At 62.4% G+C, this 19,675-nt stretch carries 16 protein-coding genes; 8 read left to right on the top strand and 8 right to left on the bottom strand.

Features of this window, described 5'->3' with window-relative positions:
• Position 1: 1 nt before the first annotated feature.
• Both CXQ82_RS13350 and CXQ82_RS13345 read left to right on the top strand, forming a co-directional pair.
• Positions 2-3,085 carry an efflux RND transporter permease subunit gene (locus CXQ82_RS13350; RefSeq protein WP_101269635.1) on the top strand — a complete coding sequence of 1,028 codons (3,084 nt, stop codon included), beginning with the start codon at positions 2-4 and terminating at the stop codon, positions 3,083-3,085.
• A gap of 110 nt (positions 3,086-3,195) precedes the next feature.
• Positions 3,196-3,423, top strand: a complete 228-nt coding sequence (locus CXQ82_RS13345) for a hypothetical protein (protein WP_101269634.1) — start codon at positions 3,196-3,198, stop codon at positions 3,421-3,423.
• Between the two features lie 1,326 nt (positions 3,424-4,749).
• Here CXQ82_RS13345 and CXQ82_RS13320 read toward each other — a convergent pair.
• The 3 genes from CXQ82_RS13320 to CXQ82_RS13310 all read right to left on the bottom strand — a co-directional run bounded on the left by CXQ82_RS13320 (position 4,750) and on the right by CXQ82_RS13310 (position 7,801).
• A complete protein-coding gene (locus CXQ82_RS13320; protein WP_101269625.1) occupies positions 4,750-5,979 on the bottom strand; it encodes a M20/M25/M40 family metallo-hydrolase in 1,230 nt (409 codons plus the stop codon).
• Positions 5,980-6,027: 48 nt separating this feature from the next.
• Positions 6,028-7,086, bottom strand: a complete 1,059-nt coding sequence (locus CXQ82_RS13315) for a diguanylate cyclase (protein ID WP_101269623.1) — start codon at positions 7,084-7,086, stop codon at positions 6,028-6,030.
• Positions 7,087-7,168: 82 nt separating this feature from the next.
• Positions 7,169-7,801: a LysE family translocator gene (locus CXQ82_RS13310; RefSeq protein ID WP_101269621.1), complete on the bottom strand. Its 633-nt coding sequence runs from the start codon at positions 7,799-7,801 to the stop codon at positions 7,169-7,171.
• Positions 7,802-7,924: 123 nt separating this feature from the next.
• Here CXQ82_RS13310 and CXQ82_RS13305 point away from each other — a divergent pair, with 123 nt between their 5' ends.
• Positions 7,925-9,334: a PLP-dependent aminotransferase family protein gene (locus CXQ82_RS13305; protein WP_101269619.1), complete on the top strand. Its 1,410-nt coding sequence runs from the start codon at positions 7,925-7,927 to the stop codon at positions 9,332-9,334.
• Positions 9,335-9,345: 11 nt separating this feature from the next.
• On the opposite strand, the gene CXQ82_RS13300 is transcribed toward CXQ82_RS13305, so the two are convergent.
• Genes CXQ82_RS13300 through CXQ82_RS13285 form a run of 4 tightly spaced genes read right to left on the bottom strand, consistent with a single transcriptional unit; the run spans position 9,346 to position 12,598 of the window.
• Positions 9,346-10,011, bottom strand: coding sequence for a methionine ABC transporter permease (locus CXQ82_RS13300; protein ID WP_101269617.1), 666 nt, complete (start codon positions 10,009-10,011; stop codon positions 9,346-9,348).
• Complete coding sequence (locus tag CXQ82_RS13295) at positions 10,008-10,754, bottom strand: methionine ABC transporter ATP-binding protein (protein WP_101269615.1); 747 nt, start codon at positions 10,752-10,754, stop codon at positions 10,008-10,010. The genes CXQ82_RS13300 and CXQ82_RS13295 overlap by 4 nt, the downstream gene beginning before the upstream one ends.
• Positions 10,751-11,545 (bottom strand): MetQ/NlpA family ABC transporter substrate-binding protein, encoded by a 795-nt coding sequence (locus CXQ82_RS13290; RefSeq protein WP_101269613.1) that lies wholly within the window; start codon positions 11,543-11,545, stop codon positions 10,751-10,753. Before CXQ82_RS13290 ends, CXQ82_RS13295 begins: the two co-directional genes overlap by 4 nt.
• Positions 11,546-11,560: 15 nt before the next feature.
• Positions 11,561-12,598, bottom strand: a complete 1,038-nt coding sequence (locus tag CXQ82_RS13285) for an isopenicillin N synthase family oxygenase (RefSeq protein WP_101269611.1) — start codon at positions 12,596-12,598, stop codon at positions 11,561-11,563.
• A 238-nt stretch (positions 12,599-12,836) separates the two neighbouring features.
• Here CXQ82_RS13285 and CXQ82_RS13280 point away from each other — a divergent pair, with 238 nt between their 5' ends.
• Both CXQ82_RS13280 and CXQ82_RS13275 read left to right on the top strand, forming a co-directional pair.
• Positions 12,837-13,577 (top strand): response regulator, encoded by a 741-nt coding sequence (locus CXQ82_RS13280; RefSeq protein ID WP_101269609.1) that lies wholly within the window; start codon positions 12,837-12,839, stop codon positions 13,575-13,577.
• Positions 13,574-14,878, top strand: coding sequence for an ATP-binding protein (locus tag CXQ82_RS13275; protein WP_101269607.1), 1,305 nt, complete (start codon positions 13,574-13,576; stop codon positions 14,876-14,878). The genes CXQ82_RS13280 and CXQ82_RS13275 overlap by 4 nt, the downstream gene beginning before the upstream one ends.
• A gap of 132 nt (positions 14,879-15,010) precedes the next feature.
• Here CXQ82_RS13275 and CXQ82_RS13270 read toward each other — a convergent pair whose 3' ends face one another.
• Positions 15,011-15,943 (bottom strand): LysR substrate-binding domain-containing protein, encoded by a 933-nt coding sequence (locus tag CXQ82_RS13270; protein WP_101269605.1) that lies wholly within the window; start codon positions 15,941-15,943, stop codon positions 15,011-15,013.
• Positions 15,944-16,200: 257 nt separating this feature from the next.
• Between CXQ82_RS13270 and CXQ82_RS13265 the strand changes: the two genes are divergently transcribed.
• The 3 genes from CXQ82_RS13265 to CXQ82_RS13255 are packed head-to-tail and all read left to right on the top strand — an operon-like array spanning position 16,201 to position 19,674.
• The gene (locus tag CXQ82_RS13265; protein WP_101269603.1) at positions 16,201-17,844 is read left to right on the top strand and encodes an ABC transporter substrate-binding protein; all 1,644 of its coding nucleotides are present in this window, start codon (positions 16,201-16,203) and stop codon (positions 17,842-17,844) included.
• A gap of 43 nt (positions 17,845-17,887) precedes the next feature.
• Positions 17,888-18,841, top strand: coding sequence for an ABC transporter permease (locus tag CXQ82_RS13260; protein WP_101273780.1), 954 nt, complete (start codon positions 17,888-17,890; stop codon positions 18,839-18,841).
• Entirely contained in the window at positions 18,838-19,674 is an 837-nt protein-coding gene (locus tag CXQ82_RS13255) for an ABC transporter permease (RefSeq protein WP_101269601.1), read from the top strand. The genes CXQ82_RS13260 and CXQ82_RS13255 overlap by 4 nt, the downstream gene beginning before the upstream one ends.
• Position 19,675: the final 1 nt, after the last annotated feature.

Raw genomic sequence — 19,675 nt, 5'->3', positions numbered from 1 at the left:
CATGCGCGGGATCAACCTCTCCGAACTGGCGGTCAAGCACCGCGCGGTCACGCTGTTTCTGATCATTGCGATCCTCGCCGCCGGGATCTTCTCGTTCGGTAAATTGGGCCGCGCCGAAGACCCGTCGTTTACCGTCAAGGTCATGACCATCACCGCCGCCTGGCCCGGCGCCACCGCCGAGGAAATGCAGGAACAAGTCGCCGACCGCCTGGAAAAACGCCTGCAGGAACTGGACTACTACGACCGCGTCGAAACCATCGCCCAGCCGGGTTTTGTGTCGATGCGCATGACCTACAAGGAGTCCACGCGCCCCAGCGAAATCCAGGACCTGTTCTACCAGACCCGCAAAAAGCTCAGCGATGAAGCGGCAAAACTGCCCAATGGCGTGATCGGGCCGTTCTTCAATGACGAATATTCCGATGTGTACTTTGCCCTGTACGCCCTCGAAGCCGAGCACCTGCCCCATCGGCAACAAGTACAGATGGCCGAGGAACTGCGCCAGGGCCTGCTCAACCTGCCGGGGGTGAAGAAGGTCAATATCCTTGGCGAGCAGGCGCAACGGATCTTTGTCGAGTTTTCCTACGAGCGCTTGGCAACCTTGGGTATCAAGCCCGACCAGATCTTCGCCGCCCTCGCCGCGCAGAACGCCGTGGCGCCGTCGGGTTTTGTCGAAACGGCCGGCGCGCGTGCTTATATTCGTATCGACGGCGCCTTTGACAGCCTGGCGCTGATCGAAAACGTGCCGTTGGAAGTCAACGGCCGCGTGCTGCGGATCGCCGATGTGGCTACGGTCAGCCGTGGTTATGAAGACCCGCCCAGCTACCGTATCCGCCATCAGGGCGACCCGGCGCTGATGCTTGGCGTGATCATGGAGAAACACTGGAACGGCCTGGAGCTGGACAAGAGCCTCAAGGCCCAGGAAGCCCGGATCCAGGCAGACCTGCCGCTGGGGGTGAACTTCGCCAAAGTCTCCGACCAGGCCAAAAACATCAGCCTGGCGGTGAATGAATTCATGCTCAAATTCTTCGTCGCCCTGGCAGTGGTGATGGTGATCAGCCTGTTGGCCCTGGGCTTTCGCGTGGGCCTGGTGGTGGCGGCCGCGGTGCCGCTGACCTTGTCGGTGGTGTTTGTGATCATGCTGCTGACCGGGCGTGAGTTCGACCGCATCACCCTCGGCGCGCTGATCATTTCCCTTGGCCTGCTGGTCGATGACGCGATCATCGCCATCGAGATGATGGTGGTAAAACTCGAAGAAGGCTTTGACCGGATCCACGCCGCCACCTTCGCCTGGAGTTCCACGGCCGCGCCGATGCTGACCGGCACGCTGGTGACCATCATCGGCTTTCTGCCGGTGGGTTTTGCGCGCTCGGGCGCTGGCGAATACGCCGGTAATATCTTCTGGATCGTGGGCTTTGCGCTGATCGCCTCCTGGCTGGTGGCGGTGGTGTTCACGCCGTACCTGGGAGTGAAACTGCTGCCAGCTATCAAGCCGGTACCCGGCGGCCACGATGCGATCTATGCCGGGCGTTACTACCAGAAATTGCGCAGCCTGGTGGAAGCCTGTGTCCGTCGCCGCTGGCTGGTCACCGGGCTGGTGGTGGCGGCGTTTGTGCTGTGTGTAGTGGGCATGGGCGTGGTGAAGAAGCAGTTTTTTCCCAACTCCGACCGCTCCGAGCTGATCCTTGAGGTGTATATGCCGCCCGGCAGCGCCTTCAAAAGCACCGAGGCGGTGGCTGCGCAACTGGAAAAAGCCCTGCTGCAAGAGCCGCAGACCGCCATGGTCGACACCTATGTGGGCGGTGGCGCACCACGCTTTTTCCTGTCGTTGAACCCCGAGCTGCCCGACCCGGCGTTTGCCAAGTTGATCGTACAGACTCCGGATTCCCACGCCCGCGACGCACTCAAGCTACGCATGGGTGAGCGGATCGCCGCAGGTGAATTCCCTTCGGCGCGGGTCCGCGTGACGCAACTGCTGTTCGGCCCGCCAGTGCCATTCCCGGTGGTGTTCCGCGTCTCCGGGCCGAATGTGGATGTGTTGCGCGGGTTGTCCGAGGACGTGCGCCAGGTGGTCGCGGCCAACAAGCTGACCAAGGACGCCTTCCTCGATTGGGGCGAACGCACCAGCGGCTACCGCCTGGTACTCGATCAGGACCGCCTGCGCCTGCTGGGATTTACCCCCAACGAGGTCAAATCCCAGCTCAACGCCCTGCTCAGCGGCAACCCGATCACCGAAGTGCGCGAGGGTAACCGCACCGTGTCGGTAGTCGCCCGTGCCCAAGGCAACCAGCGCGAGAACCTCGGCAACCTCAACAACATGACCCTCACCAACAGCGCTGGCACTTCAGTGCCGCTGGCCCAGGTCGGGCATTTCCAGGCGGTGATGGAGGAACCGATCCTCAAGCGCCGCAACCGCGCGAGCACCGTGGAAGTGCGCGCCGACATCGTTGACGGCGTGCAACCGCCCGACGTGGAAATGGCCGTATACAAAGACCTGCAACCGCTGATCGCCAAGCTGCCCGCCGGTTATCAGATCGACATCGGCGGCCCGGTGGAAGAAAGCGCCAAGGCCAACGTGGCCCTGGCGGCGCTGTTCCCGATCATGATCCTGCTGACCCTCACGGTGATCATGTTCCAAGTGCGCTCCTTTGGCGTGATGTTCATGGTCTTCGCCACCGCGCCGTTGGGCCTGATTGGCGCGGTGCCGACGCTGCTGCTGTTCAACCAGCCGTTCGGCTTTAACGCGATTTTGGGGCTGATCGGCATTGGCGGGATTCTGATGCGCAACACGCTGATCTTTACCGACCAGATCCGCCAGAACCAGGACCACGGCATGGCGATCCGTGAGGCGATCATCGAAGCCACCGTACGCCGCGCCCGCCCGGTGATATTGACGGCGTTGGCGGCGGCGCTGGCGTTTATCCCGCTGACGCTGTCGGTGTTCTGGTCATCCCTGGCGTATGTGCTGATTGGCGGGGTGCTGGTGGGCACGCTGTTGACGCTGCTGTTCCTGCCGGCGCTGTGCAGTCTGGTGCTTGGGCGGGAGAAGACAAAAGCTGTCGATGAATCCCACGTAACGGCCGGATAAGCACTACAGATATCGCCTGAAAACCTCTGCAAAGTCCTTCGCCTGATCACACAGCGCGAGGGATTGCAGATGGTTTTTCTGGCGGGTGTTTGGGTTGATGGGGCTGGCTCTTGATCGTCGCGACGGGCCAAACCATTGGCTTGCTGGTGCGCGCGGCCATGGCTTCGAAGACCCGAGACGTCGAATCAGTTTTTGGCGATTTCAAGCGCTGCTTGAACAGCTATGAAACCTGGGCGGAGAGCTATTACGACAGAGAACAAACTAAAGGCGTGGAGCTTTCCCATTACGACCCCAGAGGCTTCTTCGCCGACATTTATCGCTTAGCCAACGAGGCCTGAAAAGACGATCTCCAAAAAGCCAGCCACGAAGACCAATCAACATGGTGAGCCCCCCCCCACCTCACTGCTCCCCACTCCCCGTGGCGAGCGAGCTTGCTCGCGTTGGGCTGCGAAGCGGCCCCAGTCGGGACACTGCGGTGCTTCAGGAAGATTGGCGGTGTCTGATTTGGGGCTGCTGCGCAGCACAACGCGAGCAAGCTCGCTCGCCACAAGAAGCTCAGTGGCAAGCTCACTCGCGCTAATCAAATCACCGCTTCGACAACTCCATAATCATCCGGATCAACAAGTAAATCCGCGGCGCCACACTGCCCTCCCCACTCCATGTGGCGAGCGAGCTTGCTCGCGTTGGGCTGCGAAGCGGCCCCAATAGGGACAATGCAGTGTTTCAGGTAGATTGGCGGCGCCAGGCCTGGGGCTGCTGCGCAGCCCAACGCGAGCAAGCTCGCTCGCCACAAGAAGCTCAGTGGCAAGCTCACTCGCGCTAATCAAATCACCGCGTCGACAACTCCATAATCATCCGGCTCAACAAGTAAATCCGTGGCGCTACACTGCCCTCCCCACTCCCCGTGGCGAGCGAGCTTGCTCGCGTTGGGCTGCGAAGCGGCCCCAATAGGAACAATGCAGTGTTTCAGGTAGATTGGCGGCGCCAGGTTTGGGGCTGCTGCGCAGCCCAACGCGAGCAAGCTCGCTCGCCACAAGAAGCTCAGTCGCAAGCTCACTCGCGCTAATCAAATCACCGCTTCGACAACTCCATAATCATCCGGCTCAACAAGTAAATCCGCGGCGCTACACTGCCCTCCCCACTCCATGTGGCGAGCGAGCTTGCTCGCGTTGGGCTGCGAAGCGGCCCCAATAGGGACAATGCAGTGTTTCAGGTAGATTGGCGGCGCCAGGCCTGGGGCTGCTGCGCAGCCCAACGCGAGCAAGCTCGCTCGCCACAAGAAGCTCAGTCGCAAGCTCACCCGCACCAATCAAATCACCGCGTCGACAACTCCATAATCATCCGGCTCAACAAGTAAATCCGTGGCGCTACACTGCCCTCCCCACTCCATGTGGCGAGCGAGCTCACTCGCACCAATCAAATCACCGCGTCGACAACTCCTTAATCATCCGGCTCAACAAGTAAATCCGCGGCGCTACACTGGCCTCCCCACTCCATGTGGCGAGCGAGCTTGCTCGCGTTGGGCTGCGAAGCGGCCCCAGTCGGGACACTGCGGTGTTTCAGGAAGATTGGCGGTGTCTGATTTGGGGCTGCTGCGCAGCCCAGCGCGAGCAAGCTCGCTCGCCACAAGAAGCTCAGTCGCAAGCTCACTCGCACCAATCAAATCACCGCGTCGACAACTCCATAATCATCCGGCTCAACAAGTAAATCCGTGGCGCCACACTCTCCACCTCGGCATACTCCTCTGGGGTATGAATGTTCCCGCCGACAATCCCAAACCCGTCCAGCGTCGGCGTGCCCACCCCGGCTGACAAGCTGGCATCCGCCGCCCCGCCGCTGCCTTCAATGGTGAGTTTTTTGCCCAGTTCGCCATAAATCCCCTGGGCAATCGCCACCAGTTTGTCAGACTCCGGCGTCTGCGGCATGGGCGGCAGACCACGTTGCAGGCTGGTCTTCACTTCGGTTTCGGGGATCAGTTTGTTGGCCGATACCCGCGCCAGGTCTTTTTCGATGCGATCGAACTCTTCCGGCAATGCCGCGCGCACGTCCGCCTTGGCGGTGGCCTGGTCGGGGATCACGTTAGTGCGGTCGCCGGACTTGATCACGGTGAAGTTGATGGTGGTTTTCTTTTCTTCGTCGCCCAATTTGCCCAGTTGCAGGATCTGGTGCGCGGCCTCCATGGCGGCGTTGCGTCCCAGTTCCGGGGCGACGCCGGCATGGGCGGCCTTGCCTTTGACTTCGACCACCGCCGTGGCGCTGCCTTTACGCCACACCACCAAGCCGTCTGCCGGGCGGCCAGGTTCCAGGTTGAGGGTCACGTCGTGGGCCTTGGCGGTGTTGCGGATCAATTCGGAGGCGGCGTCGGAGCCGGTTTCTTCACTGGCGTCGAGCAGGAAGGTGATTTGCGCGTAGTCGTTGAAGCCCTGGTTCTTCAGGACTTTGAGCGCGTAGATGCCGGCAACGATACCGCCCTTGTCATCCATCACGCCGGGGCCGTAAGCGCGGCCGTCCTTGATGTGGAATGGGCGCTCGGCGGCCGAGCCTTCCTTGAACACGGTGTCCATGTGCGCCATCAGCAGGATCCTGGCCTTGCCGGTGCCCTTGAGGGTGGCGATCACATGGCTGTTGTTGGCGGCCTTGTCGGGCACCAGCTCAATCGTGAAGCCAAGTTGTTTGAGTTCATCGACGGCGATGTCGCGCACTTGGGTCAGGCCCGGCTCGTAGCCGGAACCCGAGTCAATGTTCACCAGGCGCTCCAGCAGTTTAAGGGCCTCGGCCTTGTACTGCTCGGACTGCGCCTGGATCTGTTTATGCGGTTCGGCGCTGTAGGCCGGCATGGCGAAGGACAAGGCCAGCGTTGCGGCCAGGAGCGTGCGTGGAAAGTTGAAGAGCATGAACCGATCCTTGTTTTTTGTTAGCGGGGACCGCCACACCCTACCCCACTAGACCGATCGCAACCAGCTCCCCTGTACCGAACTGACGCGGTTACGCCCGCTGCTCTTGGCTTCGTACAGCGCCTGGTCGGCGTCGTTGAGCCAACTGGTGGAATCGGCATGGTCGGGTTGATACGGCGCCAGGCCAATGCTCAGGCTGGCGCGCAAGGTCGGGTCCTGGGCATAGGCCAGCGCGTTGAAGCGGTTGCGCAAGGCGTCCATCACTTCCGCCGCGCGGTTGAGGGGCATGCCCGGCAGGATCACGCAGAACTCATCGCCGCCATAACGCCCGGCCAGGTCGGTGGCGCGCAAGTTCTGGCGCAGCACTTTGCTGAGTTGGCGCAAGACGATATCCCCGGTGACATGCCCGTAGGTGTCGTTGATGGTCTTGAAGTGGTCGATGTCGATCAACGCAATCGCCGCGCCCTGTTGCTCGCGACGGCAGCGCTGGAACTCGATCTCCAGGTGGTCTTTCCAGGCACCATGATTGAGCAGGCCGGACAGGCTGTCGGTGCGGCTCAGGGCCAGCAGTTCACGTTTGTGGCGGGCCAATGTCACGGCCTGGCGGTAGCAGATCCAGCCGAGGGCCAGCGGATACAGCATCAGGATCGGCAGGCACGCATACAGCTGGGCCTGGGTGGTCACGGCAATAAACGCCGGCGCGAATATCAGCAGCGCGGCGCCGATGCCCAGTGCCTGCGCCACCCAGCCTGCAAGCATGAACCGAGGACCGCCGATGGCCACGTTATTCATGGTCATCATCGACAATGTGGTCACGCCGGGCAGCGGGTTGAAATGCATGGCACCGACCCAGAACCCGCCGCAAAACGAATCGAACAGCAAGTGGCGCCGCTCGCTGCGCAGTGCGTGGGCGCTGCGCTGCGACATGCGAAAGGCCAGGTGCGGCCAGACAAATGCGTTGATCAGCATCCAGGCCCACACCCACCAGGCCGGGTTCAAGGGGTACATGGCGAACACCACGCACACAAAGCCGAGCGTCAGCCCCAGCGTGCGGGATTTGTACAGCCGTGAGGCGAGTTGAAGTCCGTTTCCTTCTGCAGCTGACATGGTGGGATGACATCCTGAAGGAATGCCTGGAGTCTATCAGGGCACCGGCAAATCGCCACTACCACTCATAAGCCCACAACCCTCAGTGCGAGAACCCGCGCGCCAGCATCAGCGCCACGCCCAACAGCAATACAGCGGTGGCCCGCTGCAACAACACGCGACGCTTGGGGTTCTCCAGCAGGTGCTTGATGCGTTGCCCGAAGTAGCAATACAAGCAGCCACTGGCAAATTGCAGCAGCAGAAAAGTCAGCCCAAGAATGGCGATATCCGCCATCGAACTGTGCTCCCCTGCCCCGGCGAACTGCGGGAATACGGCGCTGAACATGATGATGGTCTTGGGGTTGGAAAACCCGGTCAACAGACCTTTGCCGAACAGGCTGCGCGCGCCCTCCACCGCGCTGGCTTGGTCCAGCGACATGCCACTGCTGGTCCACTGTTTGTAGGCCAGGTACAGGATATAGGCCACACCGACGAACTGGATAGCCTGGGTAATCGCCAGGTTGCCCTTGATCAATTCCGAGAAGCCCACGGCAAACACCAGGATCGAAATCAGGTACGACACACTGGCGCCGAGCTGCGCCGGGATCGAGCTGCGCAAGCCGGCCTTCAGGCCCAGGCTCAACAGCAGCAGGGTCATGGGGCCGGGGCTGAAGGTCATGGTGAGGCAAAACAGCAGGAAGTAGAGAAACGAGGAAAGCGTCAATGCGCTGGTCATGGCCTTGGACCTTGATGAGAAGGCCTGCAGTCTAGGCAAGCGCCATTGCACAGGGCAGGTAAAGTGAGGCTTAATCCGGCCAGACTTTACCGGTAAAATCACCGGCAAACACAGGGAAGGTTTATGTTTGTATCCGCCATCGCCTTTGCGCCAGGCACCCCCAAGGTGCAGCAGATTGTCGACGCATTCAGCCAGGCCATCGAAAACGGCGAATGGGCGCCCGGCAGCAAGTTACCGTCGGTGCGTGAGTTGACCGCGGTATTGGGCGTGAGCAAATTTACCCTCAATGAAGCGCTGGACCGCCTGCGCGGACGCAACCTGCTCACGTCCAGCCAGGGTCGTGGGTACTTCGTGGCGATGCATAGCGTGCGGCCCGCCTCGTCGGCGTGGGTCGAGTTGCTGCCCCAGGACTTGCTCAGCGTGTTGCGCCGGCCACTGGCCACGGTCTATGGCGACCTGCGCCCCGGCGGTGGCCACCTGCCGGAGCAGTGGCTGGATACGGACGCGATTCGCCAGGCCATGCGCAGCGTGGTGCGCGCGTCCGCGTTGCGCATCGCCGGGTTAGGTACGCCAGCGGGGTTGTTGCCGTTGCGTCAGGCCTTGCAGCAGAAGCTGCATGCCGACGGCCTGTCGGTACCGGTGGAACAGATCATCACCACCCCCAACACCGTGCAGGGCCTGGACATGCTCATGCGCCTGCTCGTCAGGCCCGGCGACAGCGTGCTGCTGGACACGCCGTGCTACTTCAACTTCCACGCCAACCTGGCGTTGCACGGGGTCAAGGTGGTGACGCTGGAGCGCCGCCCCGACGGCTTCGACTTCACCGCCCTCGAACAGCTGCTGAGCGAACACCGGCCCAGCCTGTACCTCACCACCAGCGTGCTGCAGAACCCCACCGGCCATTCTTTCAGCCCCAGCCAGGCGTTTCGTCTGCTGCAACTGACCCGCCAGTACCACTGCCATATCGTCGAGGATGACCTCTACGGCGACCTGCACCCCAACCCACCGCCGCGCCTCGCCGCGCTTGCTGGCCTGGAGCAGGTTACCTACCTGTCGGGGTTCTCGAAAATCCTCAGCGCCAACGCCCGCGTCAGCTACGTGGTGGCCGCGCCGCAATTGGCGGCCAACCTGACCAATATGAAATTGATGAGCGGCGGCGTGACCTCGGAGCTGTTCGAGCAGATCGTGTACCGCATGCTCAGTGAAGGCAGCTACGCCCGGCACCGCAAGCGCATGGTCCAGCGCTTGCTGGAAGCCGGTGCGCGCGTCGAACAATGGCTCAAGCGCTGCGGCTGCGAACTGCCGATGGGCTATGAAGGCGGGATGTTTATCTGGGCGCGCCTGCCACCGGCGGTGAACGGTGAGCAACTGGCCCAGGCTGCGCTCACGCAAGGCATGGTGCTGGCGCCGGGTACGTTGTTTGGCTATGACCCGGCGCACCGCGACTGGATGCGTTTCAATGTGGCCCACAGTGATGAGCCACAGGTGCAGCGGGTGTTCGAAGGGTTGCTCAGGGCCTCGCGCGCCCCTTGAGCACGTTGCGTTTATCGACGATGCGCCAACGAGCGCACACAACGATCCCCCAGGCTCTGCACGCCTTGCACCAACACCACCAGCACAATCACCGTGACCACCATGATCTGGTTATTGAAGCGTTGATAACCGTAGCGAATCGCCAGGTCGCCCAGCCCACCGCCGCCGATTACCCCCGCCATCGACGAGAAGCCGATCAACATCACCAGGGTCAAGGTCACCCCGGCCACCAGCGCCGGCAACGCTTCGGGCAGCAACACCTTGGTAATCACGTGGCGGATATCACCGCCCATGGCCACGATGGCTTCGATGCGCCCCTTGTCCACTTCATCCAGGGCGGTCTCGACAATGCGCGCAAAAAACGGAAACGCGCCGATGGTGATCGGCACCACTGCGGCGGTGCTGCCCAAGGTGGTGCCGACAATCAGGCGCGTCAGCGGTATCAGCGCGATCAGCATCACCACAAACGGCAACGAGCGCCCGAGGTTGATCACCCCACCCACCGCCCGGTTGAGGCGCGGCAACGGCAACAGGCCGTCGCGCCGGCTGATAAACAGCAGGACGCCCAGGGGCAAGCCGATCAACAAGGTAAACAGCCCGGCCAGCAACACCATGTACAGGGTTTCGCCGGTGGCGTTGAGCAGCAGTTGCAGGATGTCATTCCAATCGGTCTTCATACCGCCCTCACCACGGCTAGGTTGGGTGTCAACGAACGGCCCAGGCGTGACGACGGGTCTGCCTGCAGTTGCACCAGGCTGCCGCTTTCGACCACGCGGCCATCGGCCAGGGACACGGCACTGTCACAGATCGCCTTGACCACCTCCAGCTCGTGGGTGATCAGCACTATGGTCACACCGAGCTGGCGGTTGATGTCGCGCAGCAGTTCCAGGATCGACGCGGTGGTTTCCGGGTCGAGGGCACTGGTGGCTTCATCCGACAGCAGATACGCCGGGCGCGCCGCCAAGGCGCGGGCGATGCCTACACGCTGTTTCTGCCCGCCGGACAGCTGCGAGGGAAACGCCTGGGCCTTGTCGCTCAGCCCCACCAGTGCAAGCAGCTCGGCCACTCGCGCGGCGCGTTCGGCCTTGGGCACCTTGGCGATCTCCAGCGGCACCGCGACGTTATCCGCCACGTTGCGCGAGTGCAGCAGGTTGAAGCCCTGGAAGATCATGCCGATGCGCTGGCGTTGCTGGCGCAGGGCCTTGTCACTCAACAGGGTCAGGTCCTGGCCGTCCATCAGGATACGACCGCGGGTAGGTCGCTCCAGCAGGTTGAGGCAGCGCAGCAAAGTACTCTTGCCCGCCCCGCTGCGCCCGACAATGCCGAAGATCGAACCTTCGGCAATCTGCAACGACACGTTATCCAGCGCCGGCGGCTGGCCGTCGGCGTAGGTTTTACTGACGCCCTCGACGACGATCATTCGGCCGCCACCGGGATCACCGAACCGGCGTATTTCTCACTGATGAACTTGGCCACCGCCGGTGAACGCAGGTCTTTGGCCAGTTGCTGCACGCGTGGGTCTTCGAGCAATTTGGGCGTGGTCACCAGGATGTTCGCGTACGGGTTGCCCTTGGCCTGCTCCAGGCCGAGGGCATCCTTGGCCGGTTCCAACCCCGCTTCCAGGGCGAAATTGCCATTGATCACCGCCAGGTCTACATCATCCAGCGCGCGGGGAATCTGTGGCGATTCAATCTCAAGAATCTTCAGGTGCTTGGGGTTTTCCGCGATGTCCTTGGGCGTGGCCTGGTCCTTGGACGCGTCGTTGAAGCCCGGCTTGAGTTTGATCAAGCCATTGGCTTGCAGCAGGTACAGCGCGCGGCTGAGGTTGGTGACGTTATTCGGTACGGCGACGGTGCCTTTGTCCGGCACCTGGGCCAGGCTGGTATGGCGGCGGGAATAGATGCCCAGCGGCTCGATATGCACGGTGGCGGCCACCGCAAACTTCTGGCCGAGCGCCTGTTCCTGCGAGTTGAGGTACGGCAAGTGCTGGAAGTAATTGGCGTCGACATCGCCATGGGCCAGCAACTCGTTGGAGTTCACGCCGCTGGGGATCTCGATGATTTTAAGCTTCAGGCTTGGGTCGAGCTTTTGTACGAACTCAAGAATCTGCGCGTGGGGAATCGGGTCGGCGGCGACGCGCAAGGCCTCGGCGGCCGACACATTGAACGTGGCCAGCAACACTGCCAGGGTCAGTGCGGATTGCTTCAACATGGGGTGATCTCCTGATCAGGCGGACAGTGCTTGGGGAAGAATGGCGTCGGCGTAGAAACGTTGCGCGACATCAGGGTGGGAGCGCAGGCGGCCCTTGAGGTAGTTCCAGCCCACATCGCGCAGCAACGGGTTGCGCGGGTCGCTGGTGGGGCCATGGGCATCGCGCAGCAGTTCGGAGGCCAATTCATACACCGGCACCACCGCGTCCAGCTGCGCGCCGAGGAAAAACGCCAGGGATAAACGCTCGCTGCCCACCGGCGGCGACACCACCCGGTGTACGGTGGCCCGCAGGTAACCGTTGCTGGCCAGTTCCAGCAGTTCGCCGATATTCACCACCAGGGTATCGGGCCGTGGCGAGGCATCGATCCAGCGGCCGTCCTCCACTTCCACCTGCAAGCCGGCCTGCTGGTCTTGCAACAGGAAGCTGAGGAAGCCGGAATCCTTGTGCGCGCCCACGCCCTGGCGGCTTTGCTGGGCATGGCGACCGGGGTAGCGGATCAACTTGATGTGTTCATTGGGTTTGTCGCCGTACAGCGCATCAAACGCCGTTTCCGGCAGGGACAAGGCCTGGGCGAACGCACGCAACAGGCGCAGGGCCATTTGCGTCATCGCCTGCTGCCAGCCGAGCACCAGCGGTTTCAACTCGGGCAAGGCCGCTGGCCATTGGTTGGGGCCCTGCAGGCGGGCCCAAGCGGCCGGGTGTTGTTCCACGGTCAAGGGCGCGCGCTCGGCGCCGACGTCGAACTGTTCGCGCAGGTCGGGCTGGCCACGGGTGATCTCCGAAGCCGCGCGGTTGTAACCGCGAAAATGCGGCGAGTTGAGCATGCCCACCGCCAGTTTGTCCGCCTCAGGCAGGGCAAAAAACCCGCGCGCCTGCTGCTGCACCTGGCTCAACAGCGCCGGGTCGATACCATGCCCGGTCAGGTAGAAAAACCCGATGTGCCGGGCGGCCAGCCTGAGTTCATCGAGAAACTGCTGGCGCTGCTGCGGGCTGCCGTCCAGCTGCGACAGGTCCAGCAGCGGCAAGGTGGTGATGGATTGCACGTGGGACATCGGCGGTTCGCTCCATGAACAAGCGTCTTCAGAAGCATCCAAGCTAAACGATCTTAAAAACCATTAATAAATATCTTTTTAGCATTAGCTTAGGCAGGTCGAGACACCTCAATCGACGGTTTTTTGCTTCGGCGTGTATCTCCTTATCGCCAGATACACTGCAATACAAAGGGCACAAGGCAAGCGCCGCGACAGTCGCTAGACTGCGCCCCAATGAGCATTTAACGAGGGAGTCAGCATGGATCATGTCGATCACATCCTGATCGTCGATGACGACCGGGAGATCCGCGAACTGGTGGGCAATTACCTGAAAAAAAACGGCATGCGCACCACCGTGGTCGCCGACGGCCGCCAGATGCGCAGCTTCCTCGACACCACCCCGGTCGACCTGATCGTGCTGGACATCATGATGCCTGGCGACGACGGCCTGCAGCTGTGCCGCGAACTGCGGGTGGGCAAGCACAAGGCCACGCCGGTGTTGATGCTGACCGCGCGCAACGACGAAACCGACCGCATCATCGGCCTGGAAATGGGCGCCGACGATTACCTGGTCAAGCCCTTCGCCGCTCGCGAACTGCTGGCGCGCATCAACGCGGTATTGCGCCGTACGCGGATGCTGCCGCCAAACCTGGTGGTCAGTGAAACCGGGCGCCTGATCCGTTTCGGGCGCTGGCGCCTGGACACCACCGCGCGTCATCTACTCGACGAAGACAACACCCTGGTCGCCCTCAGCGGCGCGGAATACCGCCTGCTGCGGGTGTTCCTCGACCACCCCCAGCGCGTGCTCAACCGCGACCAGTTACTCAACCTGACCCAGGGCCGCGACGCCGACTTGTTCGACCGTTCCATCGACCTGCTGGTGAGCCGCCTGCGCCAGCGCCTGCTGGATGACGCCCGCGAACCGGCCTATATCAAGACCGTGCGCAGCGAGGGTTATGTGTTCTCCCTGGCCGTGGAAATCCTCGAGGCCGATCAATGACCGTTCGGTTCGGCTGGCCACGCACCCTGGCGTCGCAGTTGTCGCTGATCTTTCTGATCAGCCTGGTGTGCGCCCATGGCTTGTCCTTCAGCGCGCAGTTCTACGAACGCTACACCAGCGCGCGCAGCACTATGTTGGGCAACCTGGAAAACGATGTCGCCACTTCCGTAGCAATCCTCGACCGCCTGCCAGCCAACGAGCGCGCCAGCTGGCTGCCGCGTATCGACCGGCAGAACTACCGTTACCTGCTCAACGCCGGCGAGCCCGGCCAGCCCTTGCGCAGTGACGACATGCCCATGGCCGCCACCTCGATTGTCGATGCGCTGGGCGAACACTACAGCCTGAGCTTTCGCGAGATTCCCGGTGGGCAGAAGCATTTCCAGGCGCACCTGACCCTGGCCGATGGCAGCCCGATCACCCTCGACCTGCGCCCCGCCGCCATGCCTGTCGCCTACTGGCTGCCGGTGGTGCTGGTACTGCAACTCGCGCTGCTGCTGGGTTGCACGTGGTTCGCCGTGCGCCTGGCCATCCGCCCGCTGACCCGCCTGGCGCGCGCCGTGGAAACCCTGGACCCTAACGCCCATCCCACGCCGCTGGATGAGCAGGGCCCCACCGAAGTGGCCCACGCCGCCGCCGCCTTCAACGCCATGCAACAGCGCATCGCCGAATACCTCAAGGAGCGCATGCAGATCCTCGCGGCGATTTCCCACGACCTGCAAACCCCTATCACGCGGATGAAGCTGCGCGCCGAATTCATGGAAGATTCAGTCGATCGCGACAAACTCTGGAGCGACCTCGGCGAGATGGAACACCTGGTACGCGAAGGCGTGGCCTATGCCCGCAGCGTGCACGGCGCCACCGAAGCCAGCCACCGCATCGACCTCGACGCGTTCCTCGACAGCCTGGTGTTCGATTACCAGGACATGCAAAAACAGGTCAGCCTCAGCGGCAAAAGCGCCGTGGTCCTCGTCACTCGTCCCCATGCACTGCGCCGGGTGCTGGTCAACCTGGTGGACAATGCCTTGAAATTCGCCGGCGCAGCCCAGGTGGAAGTCGGCTCGACGGCCAATGGCGAGCTGTCGATCAAGGTGCTGGATAACGGCCCGGGCATCGCCGAGGATGAACTGGAGCAGGTGCTGCAACCGTTTTACCGGGTAGAAAGCTCACGCAACCGCGGCACCGGCGGCACCGGGCTGGGGTTGGCGATTGCCCAGCAACTGGCCGTAGCGATTGGTGGCTCGCTGACCTTGAGCAACCGCCCGGAAGGTGGGTTGTGTGCGCAGATCAAAATCAGCCTGTGATGCCGAGCACAATCTAAATGTGGGAGGGGGCTTGCTCCCGATGAGGGTGTGTCAGTTGATCAATCTGTCACTGATCCACCGCCATCGCGGGCAAGCCCCCTCCCACCTTTGAATTGCGCCCAACTTCAATGATCAGTTCGCCGCCGTAGACGGCTCCAACTGCCGCTGCGCCAACCAGATTTCTTCCTGCAACCACTGGCTGAACACCTGCAACTGCGGCAGATCGGTCTGCTCCGGCCGGGTCACCAGCCAATATGATTGGTGGCCCTCTACATGCACGTTGAGCACCTGGGTCAACTGCCCGGACGCCAGCTCCGACGCGACCATATGCCAGTCGGCAATGGTAATGCCCAACCCATCGGTGGCCGCGCGAATGGCCAGGTCCAGCAGGTCGAACTCATAGCCGCCCTGGGTATCCACCCCGTGGATGCGTGCGGCATCCAGCCAGTGTTTCCACGTGAGGTAACGCTGATCCTCGCTGGCCAGCACATGCAGCAAGGTCATGCGATTGAGGTCCACGCCGTCATCGCTGCACTCGCGGGCATACAGTGACGGCGCGCACACGGCGATATGCCGCTCCTGCACCAGCAGTGAACTGTCCAGGCCATCCCACTCACCGTTGCCAAAACGGATCGCGCAATCGAGGGTGCTGGTCTGCGCCAAGCTGTCCTGCAAACAAGTGGTGATGCTCAGTTCCAGCTCGGGATGGGCCTCGCGCAGGCGCCCCAGGCGCGGCATCAGCCAGCGGCTGGTAAAAGTTGGCGGGGCGTTGACGTGCAAGCGGTTGGAATGGGTTTTCTGCTGGATGCTGCGCACCGTCAGCTCGATCTTGTCGAACGACTGATGCAACGCGCGCAGCAACACCCGGCCGGCACTGGTCAGTTCCAGGTGATGGTGACGGCGCTCCAGCAGGTTCTCGCCCAGCTGTTCTTCCAGTTGCCGCACCTGGCGGCTCACCGCGCTCTGGGTCACATTCAACAGTTCTGCAGCGCGGGTAAAACTGCCGGTGCTGCCGGCCACTTCGAAGGCCTTGAGGGCATTGAGACCGGGCATTTTGCGTTTCATGGGAGGCACTCGAAGGCGGCTGACGAGGTGCCAAGCATCCCACGAGCCAGCGGTTTTTTCCTAGCCAACATGATTTTTTGTATCGGGCTGCAACGATGTATGCCTCACCGGCGCGTCTATCTCGACAGCTTTCCCTGCCCCCGCTGACTAACATGCGTTTAACGAACGTTTAAGCGCTGAATTTATCGTTTGTCGATCGCGGCAACGATGACAAAAACTGCGGCCATCTCTAATAAAAACAACATGAGAGCAGCCCCATGTCCGATTCCAACGTTCTAACGACCCTGGACGGTAACGCGCCGCACACCGCCGTCGATGCGCTGTGCAAGCAGGTGCAAATTGGCGAGATCAACCGCCGTCAATTCCTGCGCACCGCCACTCTCCTTGGCATCACTGTGGCCAGCGCCTCCAGCTTCATCGGCTCGGCCGTGTTCGGCAGTGCTGCCCAGGCCGCCGACGGTACCCCGGCACGTCAGGGCGGCAGCCTGCGATTTGCCTGCGCCATCCAGGAAATCCAGGACCCGATGCTGATCACCTGGATCGAAGCCTCTAACCTGTTGCGCAATTCCCTCGAATACCTCACCTGGGTCGATGCCGACAACATCACCCACCCATACCTGGCCGAAAGCTGGAGCCCGTCCGAGGACCTCACCACCTGGACCTTCAACCTGCGCCAGGACGTGAAGTGGAGCAACGGCGACAGCTTCAACGCCGACGACGTGCAACACAATATCCAACGCTGGATCGCCGCCGACTCCAAGTCGGTCAACCGCACCGCGTTCCAGGACATCAAGGCCTTCGAAAAAGTCAGCGACTACCAGTTCCACCTGCAACTCAAGCGGCCGATCCTGGCGATTCCGGAGATGCTCAACGCGTTCACCTGCGCCCTGGTCCATCGCAGCTTCAAGGCCGGCGATGACTGGGCGAAAAACCCGTTGGCCACCGGCCCGTTCAAGCTGGTGTCGTTTGCGGTGAACAAGCAGGCGACCTTCTCCAAGCGCGCCGATTACTGGGGCAATCCCGCCAACCTCGATGAGCTGCGCTACATCGACATGGGCACCGACGTGTCCACCCACCTCGCCGCCCTGCAAGCCGGGCAAGTCGACGTGCTCTACCGCGTCACCGTGGCCGAGCTGGACCTGGCCAAGCGCCTGCCCGGTGCGCAATTGCTCAGCTGCAAATCCGCGCAGACCGTGGTGATGCGCATGGCCTGCGACCAGAAGCCCTTCACCGACGTGCGCGTGCGTAAAGCCGTGGTGCTCTGCGCCGACAACGCGCAGATGCTCAAGGTCGCCTATCGCGGCATGGGCACCCTGGGTGAAGACCACCACGTGGCGCCGTCCCATCCCGAGTATTTCCCACTGCCCAAGCGCGAGCGCGATGTGGCGGCAGCGAAAAAACTCTTGGTCGAAGCCGGCTTCCCCAATGGCCTGGACATCGACCTGATCGTCGGCAACACCCAGGGCCGTTATGAGCAGGACTGCGCACAGATCCTGCAACAGAACTGCCTGGAAGCCGGCATCCGCATCAATCTCAAAGTGGTGCCCGCCGCGCAGTACTGGCCGATCTGGGACAAGGCCGCCTTTAGCCTCACCTATTGGGCCCATCGCCCGCTGGGGGTGATGTCCCTGGAGCTGGCCTATCGCGGCGGCGGCGCCTGGAATGAAAGCCACTACAGCGACCCGGCCTTCGATGCCGCCCTGGACAAAGCCATGGGCATCATCGACCCCAAGCAACGTGCGCAGGCCATGCACAGCGTCGAGCAGATCCTGCAGGACGCGTGCGTGATCGTGCAGCCGTTCTGGGGCGACAAGTTCACCGCCGTGAGCAAAAAGGTCCAGGGCTTCCAAGTGCACCCTTCCGACTTCTACCCCATGGGCAATGTCTGGCTGAGCGCCTGATTCCCAGACGCTACACCCCCTTCCCTGTCGGAGCATGCACCTGATGGTTCATTTTCTATCGCGAAAATTGCTGATGCTGTTGGCGACCCTGCTGTCGGTGTCGCTGATTGTGTTCCTGGCCCTGGAACTGAACATCGAGGACGTCGCAATCAACGTCCTCGGCCCCTACTCCGCCGCCGACCAGCGCGCGGCGTGGTTGCTGGAACACGGCTACAACCAACCGTTCGTGTGGCGCTACCTGGTGTGGCTCAAGGACTTTGTCAGCGGCGACTGGGGCACCTCGGTCTACTTCCGTGAGCCGGTGCTCAAGCTGTTGCTGCCCAACCTCTGGCAAACCCTGACCCTGGCCGGCCTGGCCTTGCTGGTGATGGTCCCGGTAGCGCTGACGTTGGGCATTCTCGCCGGGATTCGCCAGGGCTCGCCGGTCGACCGGCTGGTGTCGTTCCTGTCGATCGTCACCACCTCGATCCCGGACTTCGCCAGCGCAGTATTTGTCTCGGCGATCTTTGTGTTCTGGCTCAACTGGCTGCCCGGCGTGAGCAGCATGAGCGACGGTTTCAGCGCGGTACAACTGGTGCTGCCGCTGATGGTGCTGTGCCTGTTCGGCATCGGCTACCTGGCGCGCATCACCCGCGCGTCCATGGTCGAAGTGATGCAGGCACCGTACATCCGCACCGCCCGGCTCAAGGGCGCCTCGACCACGCGCATCGTGCTGCGCCATGCCCTGCGCAACGTGCTGATCGCGCCGGTCACGGTGATCATGCTGTACATCCCCTGGCTGCTGTCGAACGTGATCGTGGTCGAGGTGTTTTTCGCCTACAAGGGCTTCGGCTCGATGCTCTATACCGCGTCGCTCAACCATGACGTCTACCTGATCGAAGCCTGCGCGATGATCAGCGGCGTGGTGGTGGGCGTCAGCAAGATCTTCTCAGACCTGGCCTACACCTGGCTCAACCCGCGCATCACCCTGCGCAGTCTCGGCGGAGGCCGCCAATGAACCTGCTCAAATCCTTCAAGCACCCGTTGGCCCTGCTCGGCCTGTTGCTGGTTGGCGGCTGGCTGCTGATCGCCGTGTGCGCGCCGTGGCTGGCGCCCCATGACCCGCTGGAAAGCTTTACCCCGCTGCTCACGCCGATGACCGCCGGCGATGACGGCGCGAGCTTCCTGCTGGGCACCGACATGATTGGCCGCGACATTCTTTCGCGGCTGATCTGGGGCACACGCACCGTGCTGTTCTGGTCGGTGCTCGCGACCCTCACGGCGTTTGCCGTGGGCATCGCCATGGGCCTCTGCGCCGGTTACTTCGGCGGCTGGGTGGATGCGGCGCTGTCCTACCTGGCGGACACCGTGCTGTCGTTCCCGGTGCTGGTGCTGTACATCGTGATCATCATCGCCCTCGGCGCCTCGGCGCTGAATATCCTGATTGCGGTGACGTTCACCAGTGCCCCGGCGATCTTCCGCATCATGCGCGCGCTGACCATCGATATCCGCTCGCGCGACTACGTGCTCAGCGCCGTCACCCAGGGCGAAGGCGCGCTGCGCATCATGCTGGTGGAAATCCTGCCCAATTGCGGCGGGCCGCTGATCGTCGATTTCTGCCTGCGCATCGGCTACACCGCGATCATGATCGGCGCCCTCGGCTTCCTCGGCCTCGGCCTGCCGCCACCGACCCCGGACTGGGGCGGCATGATCAACGACGGCCGCGCCATGGCGATTACTTTCCCGCACCTGGTCATTTTCCCGTGCATCGCCATTTCCACCCTGATGCTCGGCCTGAGCCTGCTCGCCGACGGGCTGGATGAACACGCGCAGCAAGGCGCAAGGAGTTGAG

The sequence above is a fragment of the Pseudomonas sp. S09G 359 genome (genome assembly GCF_002843605.1).
Lineage (GTDB): Bacteria > Pseudomonadota > Gammaproteobacteria > Pseudomonadales > Pseudomonadaceae > Aquipseudomonas.
Note: the sequence above shows the minus strand (reverse complement) of the source record. Positions and strands in the feature narration are given on the sequence as shown.